Genomic DNA, 15,571 nt, shown 5'->3' with positions numbered 1-15,571 from the left:
CAGCGCGGTCAGGCGGCATGTCGTCCCCGCCGGTGCGGCGACCGCCCCTATATCTCCGGGCACCGGAATCGTCGCAAGAACGGCACCGTCACCGCAGCCTCCGCGATGTATGGCTGGTACCATACGCCAGATCTCGGGAAGGGCGCGGGAGGTATCATGGAAGTGAGCAGCGGCATACACCACGTCACCGGCATCACCGCCGACGTGCAGGCCAACGTCGACTTCTATGTCGGGTTCCTGGGTCTCAAGCTCGTGAAGCGGACCGGAGGCTTTGCCGACGCCGAGCAGTTGCACCTGGTCTATGGAGACCGTCTCGGCAGTCCGGGCTCGCTGCTGACCTTTCTCGTCTGGGAGGCGGCCGGCCGCGGCCGCACCGGCATCGGTCAGGTCTCGGAAGTGGCGTTGGCGGTGCCGCCGGTGTCGCTCGGCGACTGGATCACCAGGGCGCTCGCCGCCGGCATCCCGCTCGAAGGTCCGTCCCGGGAGTTCGGCGAACCCGTCCTCCGGCTGAAGGATCCCGACGGGCTGATCGTGAAGCTGGTCGGCGTCGAGCTGGCGACGCCCGCGTCCCTTCCGGATGCGCCGACGCGCCTGCGGGGCGTGACGGTCCTGACCGACAGGGCGGAGGAGACCGCAGGCTTCTTGAGACGCTTCGGCTACAGACACGGCGAGCTTGTGGGCCTGACGCGGCGCATGCTCTCCGATACCGACGTCGTCGACGTCAGGGAAGTGTCGGGCTTCGTGCCGTCCGTGCCGGGGGCCGGCGTTCCCGACCACGTGGCTTTCCGCGCGGGGAGTGCCGACGAGGTGCGCGCGATGCGGCTTTCACTCGAGGATTATGGGCCGACCGAGATTCATGATCGAAAGTACTTCCTGTCGCTCTACGTTCGCGACCCTGCCGGGATACTCATGGAGCACGCGACCGACGGCCCGGGAATGACCGTCGACGAAGCGCCCGACAGGCTCGGCGAGACCTTGTTCGTCCCCCCGGGTGAAGCCGATCGCGCCGAGGACCTGAAGGCGATGCTCCCGCAATTCGCGCTGCCGGGCGAAGAGCGGCTTCCCGCTCGACGACTGCCCTTCGTTCATCGTTTCAACCGGCCGGATGACCCGGACGGCACGGCGATGGTGCTGCTGCACGGCACCGGCGGAGACGAGGCCGACCTGATGCCGATCGCCCGCCGCATCGCACCTCGCGCGACGTTGCTGGGCGTGCGCGGGCGCGCAACGGAGGAGGGCGTCAACCGCTGGTTCCGCCGCTTCGACGCCTTGACCTTCGATCAGGCGGATATACGCGGCGAAGCCGAAGCCTTCTCCGCGTTCGTCGAAGGCGCCGTAAGCGGATACGGGCTCGATCCGGACCGGCTCGTATTCCTCGGCTACTCCAACGGTGCGAACATCCTCGCGGCGGTCATCCAGCTATATCCCGGGGTCGTGCGCCGCGCGGTTCTGCTGCGCGGGATACAGGTGCTGGAAGATCCACCGGCTGCCGACCTTTCGGAAGCCAGCGTGCTGGTTGTCGACGGACGCGACGATCCCTTCGCCCGCAATGCGCCGGCAGTCGCCTCTGCCCTGAAAGCCCGCGGAGCACACGTCGACCGACGCGAGTTGCCGGCCGGTCACGAACTGGCCGCGGCCGATGCCAGGGAGGCTGCCGAGTGGATACGGCGCAATCTCCCGGGGGCCTTCTCCGCCGAGGCCGCCACCCCCTAGCATCAGTCCGGTTCCTTCGTCTTCCCGATGCGCCCGAGATGGCTCGCGCCGAAGCCTTCGCCATATTTGAGGCCATAGCCCAGCGCGCGGTCGAAGCCTATGTGGGCAGCCCAGATCAGCCCGATCGCCAGGGCCTGTGGACTGGGCATCAACCCGCCGCAGGCGATCAGGGCGAGCGGAAGACCGTAGCAGTGAGCCGTGTTGTAGATCGCCGCTCCGGCCTTCGGTCCGGCCAGATAGCCGGCCATCGACAGGTCGGGCCCGAAAAACAGAAATGCGAACAACCACCAACTCGCATCCAGCCCGGCATAGTAGAGGATGGCCGCGGCGAGAACGAGGAGACCCTCGAGCCGCAGGAGTGCCCTCGGTGCTCCCGTCACGAAGCCAGTCACACTTAGCCCTCCTCGGAACGGCCGGTCAGCTCCTGCGCATCAGGATCATCTTCTCCTGCGTCATGTCGCGCATCGTGTAGGGGATGCCGCCGGTGCCGTAGCCGGACTCGCGGCGGCCGGCGAAGGGCATCCAGTCGGTGCGAAACGCTGTGGGGTCGTTGATCATCACGGCCGAGGCGTCGAGCCGATTTGCGGCGCGCAACGCAACGTTGATATCCTGCGCGAAGACACTGGCCTGGAACGCTGTCGGCAGTGCATTGGCCTGGCGAATGGCCTCGTCCAGATCGGCATAGCGATACACCGCGACCACCGGACCGAACACCTCCAGCGTCGAGAGCTTCGCGTCGGCGGCGGGATCGAGCAGAACCGCCGGCTCCAGTGTCGTCTCCGAGAGACGCTTGCCGCCGGTCGCCAGCGTCGCCCCGCCCTCGACCGCTTCCCTGATCCACTGTGCGACGCGGTCCGCCTCGCGCGGCAGGATCAGCGGGCCTACCTCGGTGTCCGGCAGGGCCGGGTCGGCCGTGCGCAATGTCTCCACGCGCGCGACGAGGTCATGCGTGAAGTCGTCCGCGATGTCGGCGTGGACATAGATGCGCTGCGTCGACACGCAGACCTGCCCGGCATGGTAGTAGCCGCCCTTGACGATGGGCTCGATCACCTTGCCGAGATCGGCGGTGCGGTCGACGATGGCCGGTGCGGCCCCGCCATGCTCGAGCGCCGATCGCGTGCCGGGGGCGAGCTTGGCATGCAGCGACCAACCGACCCGGGCCGAGCCGATGAAGCTGAGGAAGGCGACGCGGGCATCGGTCGCCAGCCTTTCGGCCAATGCGTTGTCTTCCGTGACGAAGGTCTGGCACCACGGCTCGGGCAGACCGGCCTCGCGGACCAGCGCCACGAAATCGAGGCAGGAGAGCGGCGTCGTGGAGGCCGGCTTGACGATGACCGGGCAGCCGACCGCGATGGCCGGTGCCACCTGATGGACGATCAGGTTCAACGGATGGTTGAAGGCAGAGATCGCCGCGACGACGCCGATGGGCTCCTTCGTCGTGAAGGCCCAGCGGCTCTCGGCTGCCGTCGACAGTCCCATCGGGATCTCGCGGCCGGCGAGATTGCGCAGCTCGTCGGCAGCGTTGTGGACCCCGTCGATGGCGCGGTTCGTCTCGACGATCGCGTCGGGCAGCGGCTTGCCGCCCTCCCGCGCGATCTGCATGGCGAGATGATCGCGCCTGCCCTCCATCAGCTCGGCCAGCCTGCGCAGGATGGCGATGCGCCGGTGAGGCTTCAGCCAACCGTCACGATCCCTGAAGATCTTGTCGGCCGCCTGCAGCTTGCGCTCCAGCGCGGCGGCGTCGTCGATCTCGATTTCCGCGATCGGTGCACGATCGAAGGCTTGCACGACTGTCAGCATTGGCTGTTTTCCTCGACATGCGCTCAGGCGCATTCCACGTCGGGCGTCCGGTTGCGCAACTCGTCGACCAGGACGCGCGTGTTCTCGGAGTAGTCGATCGGCACATCGACGAGGTGAACCCCGCCGCCGGCGAACGCGGCATCGAGCGTGGGCACGAGGTCTTCCACTGCGGTCACGCGCGAGCCCTTCGCACCGTAGGCTTCGGCATAGCGCACGAAATCGGGATTGCCGAAGCTCATGCCGAAATCCGGGAAGCCGTCGACCGCCTGCTTCCAGCGGATCATGCCGTAGGCGCTGTCGTTGAGGATGACGACGACGAGGTCGAGCCCGAGGCGGACCGCCGTCTCCATCTCCTGCGAGTTCATCATGAAGCCGCCGTCGCCGCAGACCGCCATGACGCGTCGCTCCGGATGAAGCATGGCCGCCATCATCGCCGAGGGCAGGCCGGCGCCCATCGTGGCGAGCGCATTGTCGAGCAGCAGCGTGTTGGCGACATGGGTGCGGTAGTTGCGGGCGAACCAGATCTTGTACATGCCGTTGTCGAGGCAGACGATGCCGTCTTCCGGCATCACCTCGCGGACATCGTGGACGAGGCGCTGGGGCGTGACCGGGAAACGAGCCTCCTCGGCGCGGTCGTTGAGCCGGGCGAGGATACGCTGACGCAGATCGAGCATTCCCTCGTCGGGCGTCAGCTTTCCTTCGAGCCGCGCGGCAAGCGCCTCGACGGCGGCCCCGATGTCGCCGATCACCTCGATGTCCGGGTGATAGACCTGCTCGACGGTCGCGGACTGGTAGCCGACATGGATGACCTTCGGGCCACCGGCGCTCTTCATGAGGAAGGGCGGCTTCTCGACCGTGTCGTGCCCGATGGCGATGATCAGGTCGGCGCGCTCGATGGCCTCGTGGACGTAGTCTCCCTCCGACAGTGCCGCGGTTCCCATGTAGAGGTTCGATCCGCCGGTGACCGCGCCCTTGCCCATCTGGGTGTTGAAGAACGGCAGCCTCGTGCGACTGACGAAGGCCGAAAGCGCCTCGACCAGCGCGGGCCGGTTCCCCGCCGCGCCGACCATGACGAGCGGCCGGCTGGCCGCCAGGATTTTCTCCGCCGCGTCGTCGAGCGACAGGGCCGAGGGGACCGGCCGCTCTGTCTGGTGGAGCGGAATGACCGGGGTGTTCTCGACCTCCTCGGCGGCGATGTCCTCGGGCAGTTCCAGATGCACCGGTCCCGGCCGCTCCTCCATCGCCACCCGGAAGGCGTCGCGCACCATGGAGGGGATAGAAGCTGCGCTGACGATCTGTCGCGTCATCTTCGTGAGCGGCTTCATGGACGCGACGATATCGACGATCTGGAACCGGGCCTGCTTGGCGCTCAACACGGGCTTCTGGCCGGTGACGAGGATCATCGGCATCGCGCCCAGATGCGCATAGGCCGCCCCGGTCGAGAAATTGAGTGCGCCGGGGCCGAGCGTCGCCAGGCAGACGCCGGGCTTGCCGGTCAGCCGGCCATGCGTCGCGGCCATGAAGGCCGCGGCCTGCTCGTGACGGGTCAGAACGAGCTCGATGCCGGAGGTTCGCAGCGATTCGAGGAGGTCGAGGTTCTCCTCGCCCGGCACGCCGAAGACGCGCTCCACGCCTTCGTTCTCCAGCGCGGCGACAAGAAGGTCAGATCCTTTGGGCATGGCCTGAAGTCTCTAGCTGTTGGTTTCGACGGAACGTGCGGTGATCGTGAACGGTCAGACGAACCGTATAATGCGCTGGAGGCTGGGGAATCCTGGAATCGGTTCCCCGCACGGGTTTTCTCAGGCACATGCGGTCGAGCCCATCCGACCATAGACGAGCGGTCCGCGATCCCGTCTGCTCTATAGCGCTGCAGCGACCTTCACCAACACCTCTACAGGTTCGAGCCTCGGCCGCGGAGCTCTCACCTGCGCCCTGTCAAGGCCCCGCCATAACGGCGATCATCGCCGTTCCTGCCGGCATCGCGATCACCGGTCGACGGGAGTGCCGTGTGTGATGAGCGCGCATGGACGTGTCACGCTTGCTCGGAGCCGGACGGCGCAGCGGCTTCTCGGACAGCCGCTACCGCCTCGGCGATGGGTACGTCGCCGCCGGTCACCTCCAGGATCAGGCGGCTCAGGTCGGGCGATTTGAGCAGTGCGACGACCGTGGTTGCGACGTCGTCGCGCGTGATCTCCTCGCGGACCTTGGCGAGACCAAGATCGACCCGACCCGTCCCCGGATCGTTGAGAAGCGCAGAGGGGCGCACGATCAGCCAGTCGAGATCTGTCTGAACGAGCGCGATTTCCGCCCGCTTCTTCTGAACCATGTAGTGCTCGAACGAAGCGTCCATGCGCCGCTCGCGCCAGGCTTCAGGGAAGACGGAGACGAGCATGAACCGTCGCACGCCGGCGAGGGCCGCCGCCTCTGCGAGCTTGCCCGGTCCATCGCCATCGATGCGGGTCGTCGCATCGTCGCCGTCCTTGCCGCCGGCGCCAGCGCTGAAGACGACCGCGTCGACGCCGCGCACCGCGTCGGCGAGCTCATCGACCGACATCGTGACGAGGTCGCCGAACTTCGCCTTGATGCCGAGGGACGCCAGCGCCTCGACCTGACGCTGCTGACGTACGAGACCGGTGGGTTCGTCGCCCGCCGCGGCGAGTTGCTCCCCGACACGACGGCCGACGCCGCCGCCGATACCAACGATGAATACCTTCATGCTCTTACTCCATCGTGGGGAAGCGCAAGATCGCGACCCCGTCGACCGGCTCGCCCTCGAGCACCTCTTGAGGGCCGTAGAAGGCGAGCGGTTCCAGCGGATACGCGTCGCGCGTGGCCGGCGTCCGCTCCCGGTAGCGATCGAGCGCCTGCTCGTCGGTCACCGTGTCACGGACGAAGACCACCTAGGCGCTCATGCCGACATTGCGAGTTCCTCGACCAGGCGCCGGGCGGCGCCGGCGGACGAGGCCGGGTTCTGGCCTGTGATCAGCAGGCCATCCTGTACGAAGTACGGACCCCAGTCGGGACCCTTCGAGTAGATGCCGCCCTTGGCTTGCAACTCGTCCTCGACGAGGAACGGCACGACGTCGGTCAGGCCGACGGCGGCCTCCTCGCTGTTGGTGAAGCCGGTGACCTTCTTTCCTTCGACGAGCGGACGGCCGTTCGGCGTCTTGACGTGACGGAGCACGCCCGGCGCGTGGCACACCAGCGCGACCGGTTTGTTCGCGGCAAGGAAGCTCTCGATCAGCGCCGCCGAGACCGGGCTTTCGGCGAGATCCCACATCGGGCCGTGGCCGCCTGGATAGAAGACCGTATCGAAATCAGCCTGGGATATGTCGGCGAGCTTCACGGTATTCGCCAGCGCTTCTCGCGCCTCGGCGTCGGCCTCGAAGCGGCGCGTGTCCTCGGTCTGGAAGGCGGGCTCGTTGCTTTTGGGATCAAGCGGCGGCTGGCCGCCCTCCGGCGACGCGAGCGTGATCTCGTAGCCAGCTTCCTTGAACACGTAATAAGGCGCGGCCAGCTCTTCGAGCCAGAAACCGGTCTTGCGGCCGGTGTCGCCGAGCTGGTCATGCGACGTCAGAATCATCACAACTTTCATGACTTTGTTCTCCACTAGGTTGTTGTTGGTCCGGGCTGCGGCGGCGGTCGGGATGACGGCGGGCGCGCATTCGAGAGACGCGGCGCGTTGGTGCCCGCCGATGCCGACGACGTCGAGCCCGACGCGGTCAGCGGTTTCAATCTCCTCAGGGAGGTCGGCCATGCGATCGGTGGCCGAAGGAAGCCGCCCTGTCGCCGGCGCGACCTCCACTCGTCGCGTCTCGCCGTTCAGAAGTCCGGTTGATCGATGAAGACATGGAGGGTTCGAATGAGCCCGCCCGCCACATGCGCGACATCGGTGCCCGTGATCGCATACGGGCCGCCGGCCGGGCCGGCGCCCCACTGCAGGCGGCCGACGCCGTTATGACCAAGCGCGGGCCTCAACGCGGTGAAAACGAAATCCGGGGGCAGAAGCTTCAGGACGTCCCCGACGGCCTGCGAGATCGCTTCATGTCCCCGCGCCGAACGCTCGGGTTCGTGAAGCTCCGCGTCCGCATTGTAGATGTTTCGAATCGCCGCGAGCCGCCGTGCGGGGTCACGTTCGCCGAACACCAGATCGAGGTTGTCCTGCATGAGCATCTCGAAATCCATCGGCGCCTCCTTCGCGGCAGGTTTGAGCGGCGGCAGGGATGACGAGGCCGAGCCCGTTCGGGGAATGCTCCGAGGCTCGCCTCGCCATCGAGGCTCAAATCAGCCCGCCGGGCTCGGCACCGGCGTGTTGAGCAGCTGCTGTTCCCAGAGATAGGCGATGGCACTGCCGCCGATATGGTACTTGAGGGCGTCGTTCAGTGCGGTCGCGGTCTCGGCCCGGGCCCAGTCGCGTTGCCATTCGGAAGCCAGGGCCAGCCACGTCATCATGTTGATGCCTGCCGCGATCATGCGCTGGATCGCGACCTCGTGGGCCTCGAGCGACGTGCCGCCCGACGCATCGGTGATCACGGTCACGTCCCAGCCTTCGCCAGCGGCCTGGATCGCCGGCATCGCGACGCAGATTTCGGTCCAGAGACCGGCGATGATCAGCTGCTTGCGGCCCGTCGCCTTCACGGCATCGACGACCTTTGAATCCTCCCAGGTGTTGATGAAGGTCCGGTCGATCACCTCCTGGTCGGGGAACACCTCCGTGACGTGCGGGAAGATGTGACCGCCGCGATCCGCGACGACGCTGGTCAGGATCGTGGGCACGCCGAACACCTTGGCGCACTTGGCAAGAGCGGTCGTGTTGTTCACCACCATGTGCGGGTCGTGGCTGTTCAGGTTCGCGAGTTGGTAAGGCTGGTGGTCGATCAGAACGAGGACCGAGTCTTCGGGGCGCAGAAGCGAATTCAGCCCGTTACGAAAAGTCATCCAAATCTCCCGATTTCGCGGATAGCATTCGCCTGTTCAGGACGCTAGCGAACGCTCTTGAGCGCCGCGGTGCAGAACCTGCCGAGCCGGTGCCGTTCTTGCTCCCAATCAGGCTCGTCGCCACGCGAAGACTTGAGTTCCTTCGGTTTCTTGAAGACGGTTCGACCGAATTCGGCGATCCGCTTGCAGACATGCGTGACGGCCCATCCGTCGGGCGAGCGAGCAAGTGGCGTCGCCATCGGTGGCCCGACGCGAGAGGATGACGCACATGAGTTGGAACCCGGCACTCGAACCCGGCTGCCCCGACGAGGTAGGGATCGATGCGATCGAGACCCTCATCGTCCCGCGCTCCCGCGACCTCGGCGGATTCGAGGTCCGGCGTGCCCTGCCGGCGCCGAAGCGCCAGATGGTCGGTCCGTTCATCTTCTTCGACCAGGCGGGACCGGCCGAGCTCTTGACCGGGCAGGGGGTCGACGTCCGACCGCATCCCCATATCGGCCTCGGCACGGTGACCTACCTGTTCAAGGGCGACTTCCATCACCGCGACAGCACCGGGGCCGACCAGATCATCAGTCCCGGCGCCCTGAACTGGATGGTCGCGGGTCGCGGCGTCACCCATTCGGAGCGCACCTCCGCGACGGCGCGGAGCGGCCCGAACAGCCTGTTCGGCATCCAGACCTGGCTGGCCCTGCCGGAAAGCCACGAGGATATCGCGCCGAGCTTCGCGCATCACGGCAAGGAGACGCTGCCGATCATCGAGGACGACGGCGTCTCGGTCAGGCTCATCCTCGGCAGTGCCTATGGCAAGGTCGCGCCCGCGAGAATGTTCTCCGAAACATTCTACGCCGACGTGAGGCTCGAGCCGGAAAGCCGGCTGCCGATGCCGGACGGCCACGAAGACCGCGGCATCTACATCGTCGAGGGCTCGATCTCGGTCGCGGGCCAGGACTTCGAGGCGGGCCGGATGATGGTCTTCCGGTGGCCGCCGGAGAGCGGGGCGCGCGATTGATGATCCTCGGTGGCGCGACCTTCAGCGGACCGCGCTACATCTGGTGGAACTTCGTCGCCTCGTCGCGGGAGCGGATCGAACAGGCGAAGGCCGAATGGCGGGCAGCGAACTGGGGCAAGGGGCGCTTCGACCTGCCCGTCGACGACCGGAACGAGCACATCCCGCTTCCGGATTGACCGGCACCAGCCTGGAGAAACGACCATGAACAAATGGCCCGAACTCGATTACCTCGGCTGGCGCGAGACGTGCTCCGCGCTGCATCTCTACCTCCAGATCGCGGGGAAGTACCGGCTCGCCCACACGCCATGGCTCAACCATTCCTGGAACGCGACCTTCTACGTCACGCCCCAGGGTCTCGCCTCCTCGCCCATTCCCGACGGCCCGGGCATCGAAATCCTGTTCGACCTGCGCGAGCACCGGGTGGTGGGCACCTGCGGCAACGGCCGGCAAGCGTCGTTCGATCTCGGCCCGACCACAGTCGCGACGTTCCACGGGCGCTTCGCTCGGCTGATCACGGAGCTCGGCGGCACCCCGACCTTCAACGGCCGGCCGAACGAGGTGCCCGACCCGGTTCCCTTCGCCGAGGATGATCGCGACCGGCCCTACGACCGCGAAGCCGTTGAGCGTTTCCATCAGGCCCTGATGGCAGCCGACAGGGTCTTCAGCCGGTTCCGCACGTCCTTCCTCGGCAAGTCGAGCCCCGTCCACCTCTTCTGGGGCGCTCTCGACCTCGCCGTGACCCGGTTCTCGGGCCGGCGCGCGCCGCTCCATCCGGCGGGCATTCCCGCCCTGCCCGACGACGTGGCGCAGGAGGCCTATGACCGCGAGGTGTCCTCGGCGGGCTTCTGGCCGGGCGGCAACGGGATCGACTATCCCGCCTTCTACGCCTACGCCTATCCGGCACCGGCAGGCTACCGGGCGGCGACGGTCCGGCCCGAGGCGGCATTCTGGCACGAGGGACTGTCGGAGTTCATTCTCCCCTACGACGCCGTGCGGTCGGCCGCCGATCCCGACGAAGCTCTGCTGGCATTTCTCGTCTCGACCTACGAGGCGGCGGCCGAGCTGGGCGGATGGGACCGCGAGCTCCTCGAATGCGCGCATGGAGCGCCGCGGCAGGTCCGCCGGCCGGACGCCGAAACGGTCGAGCCCACAGCCTCGAGCGGCGGCGGGACGGTCGAGCGGGAGGATGGCGCCTCGAAGGGGCGCTACCGCCTCGTCATCGACGGCGAAGAAGCCGAGATGACCTACAGCCGCGCCGGCGGAGGCCTGATCATCATCGATCACACGGAAGTGCCTGCGGCGCTGCGCGGCCGCAAGGTCGGCGAGAGACTGGTGCGCCAGGCGATCGAGGACGCCCGCCGCGATGGGGTCGCCATCCTGCCGCTCTGCCCCTTCGCGAAGGCGCAGATCGGACGGCACCCGGAATGGCAGGACGTGGTGCGCCGGTGACGGGAGGGTGCCGGCGGATCGGCGCGGCTCTGCGCCTCTTCCCTTTGGAGGAATCCCCGCAGCGCGACCAGCAAACAGGAAAACGGCAGGAGCAACGAAATGAGCGGCGTGAAATATCGGGTCGTCGAACATGACGGCGGCTGGGCCTATCTCGTGAACGGGACCTATTCCGAGACCTTTCCCAGCCATGATGCGGCCTTCGGCGCGGCGCGGCGGGCGGCGTGCAAGCAGATGCGCCCGGGCGAGACCACGGGCATCGTCTGGGAGGACGCGACCGGCCACTGGCACGCGGAACTCTCGCGCGCCGGCGACAGGCCGCGCACAGAGGTCATCGGCTGATTCTCGCGCGCGCCCTCGAAGCGATCCCGGCTATCTCGGCGTGGCCGCGCCGTGGCGCAGGCCGTCCAGCAGCAGCATGACCATGCGTTCGGTGTGCGCCGCTCCATCCTCCCCGGTCGACACGGCGAGGTTGCCGATCGCGCGCAGCAGATCGTAGGGCGCGACGTCGGCACGGACTTCTCCCGCATCGGCGGCGGCGTTCAGCAGCATCGACAGGGCAGGCTCGAACCGGTTTCGGAAATAGTCCGGCAAGGTGGCGAATGCCGGGTCGCCGGAATGAAGCGCGGCGGCCAGCCCCTGTTTGGTGGCCAGGAAGCGCGTGTAGAGCATCAGCCAGGCCGCGAGTGCATCCGCAGGCCCGCGCTCGGCGGCCAACGGTTCTGCCGCATCGGCACAGGCATCGACCTCGCGGCGGAACACCGCCGCCACCAGGTCGGCGCGGGTCGGGAAACGGCGGTAGAGCGTACCCAGCCCGACACCTGCCTGTGCGGCGATCTCCCGGATCGGTGCATCAACTCCCGAACGGGCGAACACGATCTTCGCGGCCTCCAGAAGCGCTTCCTCGTTTCTGCGCGCATCGGCGCGCCTTCGGGGCGCGGACGTCTTGCCGGCGTCCTTGGTCGGGGAGGCGGAGTTGGTCGCATTGCGGGATTCGGACGCGGCCATTGTCGCCCTCTTGATAAACGGAACAATGATCCGCATATCGCTTATCGGATCACTGATCCGTTTGATAGTTAGGAGGATGGCTGTCCATGTCCAGCTCAAACAAAGCCCGCACACAGAGCCTTGGCCTGCCTGCCGTCGTCTCCATCGCTCCCATCGCCCTGCCGTCTCCGGGGCGTGGCGTCGACCTGCAGGTGCGGGTTTCCGCGCCGGCCATGGGCGACGCATTGCCTGTCATCATCTTCTCGCATGGCAACGGCCAATCGCTGTACGCCTACGGCCCCCTCGCCGATCACTGGGCGGCACACGGCTTTGTCGTGATCCAGCCGACGCACCTGGATTCGCGCATGCTGGGCCTTGCCCCGGGCGATCCTCGCCGCCCGCAGTTCTGGCGATTCCGTGAGGATGACCTTGCGGCCATTCTCGACCGTTTCGACCGCATCGAGGGCGAGGCGCCGATGGTCCAGGGGCGGCTCGATCGCTCACGCATCGCGGTTGCCGGCCATTCATGGGGTGGGCAGACCGCCAGCACATTGCTGGGGGCCACCCATCCTGATCCTGACGACGGATCGGTGGTCCACAGGAAGGATGCTCGCATCAAGGCGGGCGTGCTGCTGGCGGCACCCGGTCGTGGCGGTAAGGATCTGAACCCGTTTGCAGCCCGCTCGCTGCCGTTCATGCACCCAGATTTTTCCGGCATGACCACGCCCACGCTGGTCATAGCCGGTGACGCGGACAAGGGTGGACTGACCACGCGAGGACCGGACTGGTGGCGCGATGCCTACGACCTCAGTCCGTCGCCAAAAGCGCTGTTCACGGCGTTTGGCGGCGAGCACGCTCTTGGCGGCATCCCCGGGGTACGAGGCGCGTGAGACGACGGACGAACGGCCAGAGCGGGTCGCCGCGATCCAACGACTTTCAACCGCCTTCCTGCGTAGCGCGCTCTACCCCGACGACCCCGCCTGGGCCGATGCAGTCGCCACGCTCGCGGCCGAAGCCGCACCGGAAGGCAGCATCGAGACGAAGTGAGCCGGACGCCCGCGTCCGCGCTCGCCACGGGCCTCATGGCCACCGCCCTTCACGCGCAGGAGGAGACGATCCATTTCGGCGACCTCGCCACGCTCGAGGGGCCGTTCGCCGAGCCGGGCAAGGACGGCCTGCGCGGCATGGAGCTCGCCTTCGAGGAGTTCGACTGGAACATCGCGGGCAAGAAGATCGAGTTCACCTCCGCCTCGTCGGACGGCAATCCCGACGTCGCCCTGGCGTCGGCCCGCCGGCTCGTGGAGCAGGACGACGTCGACATCATGGTCGGGCCGCTCTCGGGCTCCGAAGGCATCCGCCTGGCGCAGTACGCCAAGGAGCATCCCGACACGACCTTCCTCAACGGCGGCTCGGCGGCCATCGAGACGACGCTCGTCGATCCGGCCGAGAACTTCTACCGCTTCAACACCGAAGGGGCCCAGTGGACGGCGCCGCTCGGGCGCTACCTCGTCGAGGAGCGGGGCTGGGACAACATCGTCATCGTCTCTGAGGACTATTCCTTCCCCTACGCCCAGATCTTCGGCTTCATGGCCACCTGTTGCGAGGCGGGCGGCAAGGTCAGCGCCAAGCACTTCATTCCGCTCGGAACGAAGGACTACTCGTCGGTCATCGCGCAGTTGCCGCTCGAGCCGAACGGCGTCGACGGGATGTTCGTGGTCCTCGGCGGGTCGGACGCGGTCGACTTCCTCAACCAGTACGCCCAGATGGGCGGCGAGCTGCCGATCGTCGGCGTCATCGACGCCCCGATCGACCGCGTCTGGGCGCTGGCGCGCGACTTCAACGGCCATGGCGACTGGCATCCCCTGATCGCGGAGAGCCACGTCGAGGACGGCAGGCCGAGCGACCAGGTCGGCTGCGTGCGCAACTTCACGCTCGCTGACGGCGGCCATCTTCGCGAGCGTCTCCCGCCTTTCCCGACCTCGACCATTCGTTCACGTACAACATCCTCGTCTCGCCGATGCCGATCGAGAACTACGTCGCGACATTCCGCTGCACGCCCGTCACCGAGGGCGACCGCACCTTCGTCGAGTGGTGGGCGGAGTTCGACGTGTCACCAGACGACGAGGCGGACATCAAGCACAAGGTCGGCCGCAACACGTTCGCGAGCGGCATCGCAGCACCGGCCGAGCGTATCGCCGCGCGAGGCGGCACCAGCACGCCAATCTCCACGGGGTGGCACGAGCCGCCCCGGCTTTCCCCGGGACCTCAGTTCCTGGGAGAGTGGGGTCATCATCACTGCGAAGCCGGCATCGAAGAGATTTATCGCGGGATGGCGGCCGTCGCCTGGTCAGCCGTTCGTCGGCGGGATCGGGCGCGTCTTGAAGCGGAAGCGCCCCTTGAGCCGCATCGCCCTCTCCTCGACGTAGTGCCAGGAGAGGAGGCCCGCGATCGGCGCGAGGATGAGCGACAGCGCGAGGTGAAGAGGCACGCCGAGCCCGGGAAGCGCCATCACCAGGGTCTGCTGGATCGGCCATCCGTAGAGATAGGTGCCGTAGGAGATGTCGGTGCGCTGCGCCCAGCGGCCGAGGGCGCCGAAGGACAGCGAACCCAGGAAGAAGACCAGATACGCCACGAACAGGATGTTCGCGAGCCGATCCGCCGCCGTGCCGTTCAGAAGCCAGAGCGCTGCCGCCCCGGCGACGACGCCATAGGCCGACAGGACGATGCGGTCGCGCAGGACGAAGGCGAGCACGCCGAGCAGGAAGCAGAGGCCGAACCGTCCGAGGCTCGCGAAGCCGCCGATACCGGCGCCGAGTTCGGGAAAGATCTCGAAGACGGACCAGTAGGCTATGATCGCTGCGCTCGCCAAGGCGAGGCCCCAGGCGCGCAGGAAGAGGCCGCTGGCGACGAGGAGGGCGAGTCCGGCGTAGGCTACGAGCTCGTAGCGCACCGTCCAGAGCGGCGCGTTGACCAGTCCGGCCATCGGAACGGTCTCGAAGATCCCCTGGGGCGGGGCCGCGTCGCTGAAATAGAGGAGCACGCGCAAGGGGTAGAGATAGGTGTGGATGTCGAGGAAATACTCGCCCACGGCGCGCGAGGAGAGGAACGGGCCGAGCAGGAATGCGAAGACGACGCCGAACGCGACGAGGCCCGGAAAGATGCGGAGGCAGCGCGCGACCGCGAACCGGCGGAGGTCGGTGTTTCTCGTGACGCTGGCGGACAGGGTGAGGCCCGACATCGCGAAGAACGCGTTCACCGCGTGCTGGCCGAGATCGTAGGGCGTGAGGAGGCCGAGCGGCTGCACGGCGTCCGCGCCCCCGACGACCTGGAAGGAATGCGAGACGACCACGGCCAGCGCGCAGAGCAGCCGGACGAAGGTCAGCGAGTTTCCGCTGCCGTCCACCAGGACCCTCAGTCTCGATCCGGAACGCACCGCACCTCCTCCTGCCCCTCGAAGGCGCGCGAGTGTCGCTTCGAATTGATAAGAATTGGCGAATCCAATCGTAGACTCGCGGCGCATGTTGGTCTTTCCCGCCGACACGAGGGGGCGTCTCCTCTGCGAAAGGGCGGTTGAGTTGGATCAGCAGGCCTCGCCGCGTTGCGATCACGGGGCGATCACGATTTGCCCGGACGTGGGGCCCCCGAGGGGGCCGCGCCCATCTCAGTTTCGGCGGCTTC

At 67.2% G+C, this 15,571-nt stretch carries 14 protein-coding genes and 3 pseudogenes; 7 read left to right on the top strand and 10 right to left on the bottom strand.

The window, feature by feature from the left end; all coding sequences use genetic code 11:
• Positions 1 to 162 precede the first annotated feature (162 nt).
• A complete protein-coding gene (locus N177_RS05715; protein ID WP_040485268.1) occupies positions 163 to 1,713 on the top strand; it encodes a VOC family protein in 1,551 nt (516 codons plus the stop codon).
• 2 nt (positions 1,714 to 1,715) lie between these two features.
• Here the strand turns inward: N177_RS05715 and N177_RS05710 are convergent, their stop codons facing one another.
• The 8 genes from N177_RS05710 to N177_RS05675 all read right to left on the bottom strand — a co-directional run bounded on the left by N177_RS05710 (position 1,716) and on the right by N177_RS05675 (position 8,451).
• Positions 1,716 to 2,105 carry a DUF4260 domain-containing protein gene (locus N177_RS05710; protein WP_023431311.1) on the bottom strand — a complete coding sequence of 130 codons (390 nt, stop codon included), beginning with the start codon at positions 2,103 to 2,105 and terminating at the stop codon, positions 1,716 to 1,718.
• Between the two features lie 25 nt (positions 2,106 to 2,130).
• Positions 2,131 to 3,513 carry an aldehyde dehydrogenase family protein gene (locus N177_RS05705; RefSeq protein ID WP_023431310.1) on the bottom strand — a complete coding sequence of 461 codons (1,383 nt, stop codon included), beginning with the start codon at positions 3,511 to 3,513 and terminating at the stop codon, positions 2,131 to 2,133.
• A 23-nt stretch (positions 3,514 to 3,536) separates the two neighbouring features.
• Positions 3,537 to 5,192: an acetolactate synthase large subunit gene (locus N177_RS05700; RefSeq protein WP_023431309.1), complete on the bottom strand. Its 1,656-nt coding sequence runs from the start codon at positions 5,190 to 5,192 to the stop codon at positions 3,537 to 3,539.
• Between the two features lie 353 nt (positions 5,193 to 5,545).
• Entirely contained in the window at positions 5,546 to 6,229 is a 684-nt protein-coding gene (locus N177_RS05695) for an NAD(P)H-binding protein (protein WP_023431308.1), read from the bottom strand.
• A gap of 4 nt (positions 6,230 to 6,233) precedes the next feature.
• Positions 6,234 to 6,413: a DUF1330 domain-containing protein gene (locus N177_RS05690; protein WP_023431307.1), complete on the bottom strand. Its 180-nt coding sequence runs from the start codon at positions 6,411 to 6,413 to the stop codon at positions 6,234 to 6,236.
• A gap of 8 nt (positions 6,414 to 6,421) precedes the next feature.
• Positions 6,422 to 7,108: a type 1 glutamine amidotransferase domain-containing protein gene (locus N177_RS05685; protein ID WP_040485266.1), complete on the bottom strand. Its 687-nt coding sequence runs from the start codon at positions 7,106 to 7,108 to the stop codon at positions 6,422 to 6,424.
• A gap of 227 nt (positions 7,109 to 7,335) precedes the next feature.
• On the bottom strand, positions 7,336 to 7,698 hold the full coding sequence (locus N177_RS05680) for a nuclear transport factor 2 family protein (protein WP_023431304.1): 363 nt from the start codon (positions 7,696 to 7,698) through the stop codon (positions 7,336 to 7,338).
• Positions 7,699 to 7,797: 99 nt separating this feature from the next.
• Positions 7,798 to 8,451, bottom strand: a complete 654-nt coding sequence (locus N177_RS05675) for a hydrolase (protein WP_023431303.1) — start codon at positions 8,449 to 8,451, stop codon at positions 7,798 to 7,800.
• A 268-nt stretch (positions 8,452 to 8,719) separates the two neighbouring features.
• Here N177_RS05675 and N177_RS05670 point away from each other — a divergent pair.
• The 3 genes and pseudogenes from N177_RS05670 (at position 8,720) to N177_RS05660 (ending at position 11,248) form a co-directional block, all read left to right on the top strand.
• Positions 8,720 to 9,636: pseudogene (locus N177_RS05670) on the top strand (pirin family protein).
• Between the two features lie 25 nt (positions 9,637 to 9,661).
• Positions 9,662 to 10,909, top strand: a complete 1,248-nt coding sequence (locus N177_RS05665; RefSeq protein ID WP_023431299.1) for a DUF5996 family protein — start codon at positions 9,662 to 9,664, stop codon at positions 10,907 to 10,909.
• Positions 10,910 to 11,008: 99 nt separating this feature from the next.
• Positions 11,009 to 11,248, top strand: coding sequence for a DUF2188 domain-containing protein (locus N177_RS05660; protein ID WP_023431298.1), 240 nt, complete (start codon positions 11,009 to 11,011; stop codon positions 11,246 to 11,248).
• A 30-nt stretch (positions 11,249 to 11,278) separates the two neighbouring features.
• On the opposite strand, the gene N177_RS05655 is transcribed toward N177_RS05660, so the two are convergent.
• Positions 11,279 to 11,914, bottom strand: a complete 636-nt coding sequence (locus N177_RS05655; RefSeq protein WP_023431297.1) for a TetR/AcrR family transcriptional regulator — start codon at positions 11,912 to 11,914, stop codon at positions 11,279 to 11,281.
• A gap of 86 nt (positions 11,915 to 12,000) precedes the next feature.
• On the opposite strand from N177_RS05655, the gene N177_RS05650 reads away from it, so the two are divergent.
• From N177_RS05650 to N177_RS22435, 3 genes and pseudogenes are all read left to right on the top strand, one after another.
• Positions 12,001 to 12,783, top strand: coding sequence for an alpha/beta hydrolase family protein (locus tag N177_RS05650; RefSeq protein WP_200863369.1), 783 nt, complete (start codon positions 12,001 to 12,003; stop codon positions 12,781 to 12,783).
• Positions 12,784 to 12,975: 192 nt separating this feature from the next.
• A pseudogene (locus N177_RS21320) lies at positions 12,976 to 13,800 on the top strand (ABC transporter substrate-binding protein); the annotation flags it as partial.
• 110 nt (positions 13,801 to 13,910) lie between these two features.
• Positions 13,911 to 13,985, top strand: a pseudogene (locus N177_RS22435) (SRPBCC family protein); the annotation flags it as partial.
• A 255-nt stretch (positions 13,986 to 14,240) separates the two neighbouring features.
• On the opposite strand, the gene N177_RS05640 reads toward N177_RS22435, so the two are convergent.
• The gene (locus N177_RS05640; protein ID WP_244444241.1) at positions 14,241 to 15,326 is read right to left on the bottom strand and encodes an acyltransferase family protein; all 1,086 of its coding nucleotides are present in this window, start codon (positions 15,324 to 15,326) and stop codon (positions 14,241 to 14,243) included.
• Positions 15,327 to 15,571 lie beyond the last annotated feature (245 nt).

This window comes from Lutibaculum baratangense AMV1 (genome assembly GCF_000496075.1).
GTDB classification, from domain to species: domain Bacteria; phylum Pseudomonadota; class Alphaproteobacteria; order Rhizobiales; family Tepidamorphaceae; genus Lutibaculum; species Lutibaculum baratangense.
The sequence above is the reverse complement of the archived record's forward strand: the minus strand, read 5'-3'. Positions and strand labels throughout refer to the sequence as shown.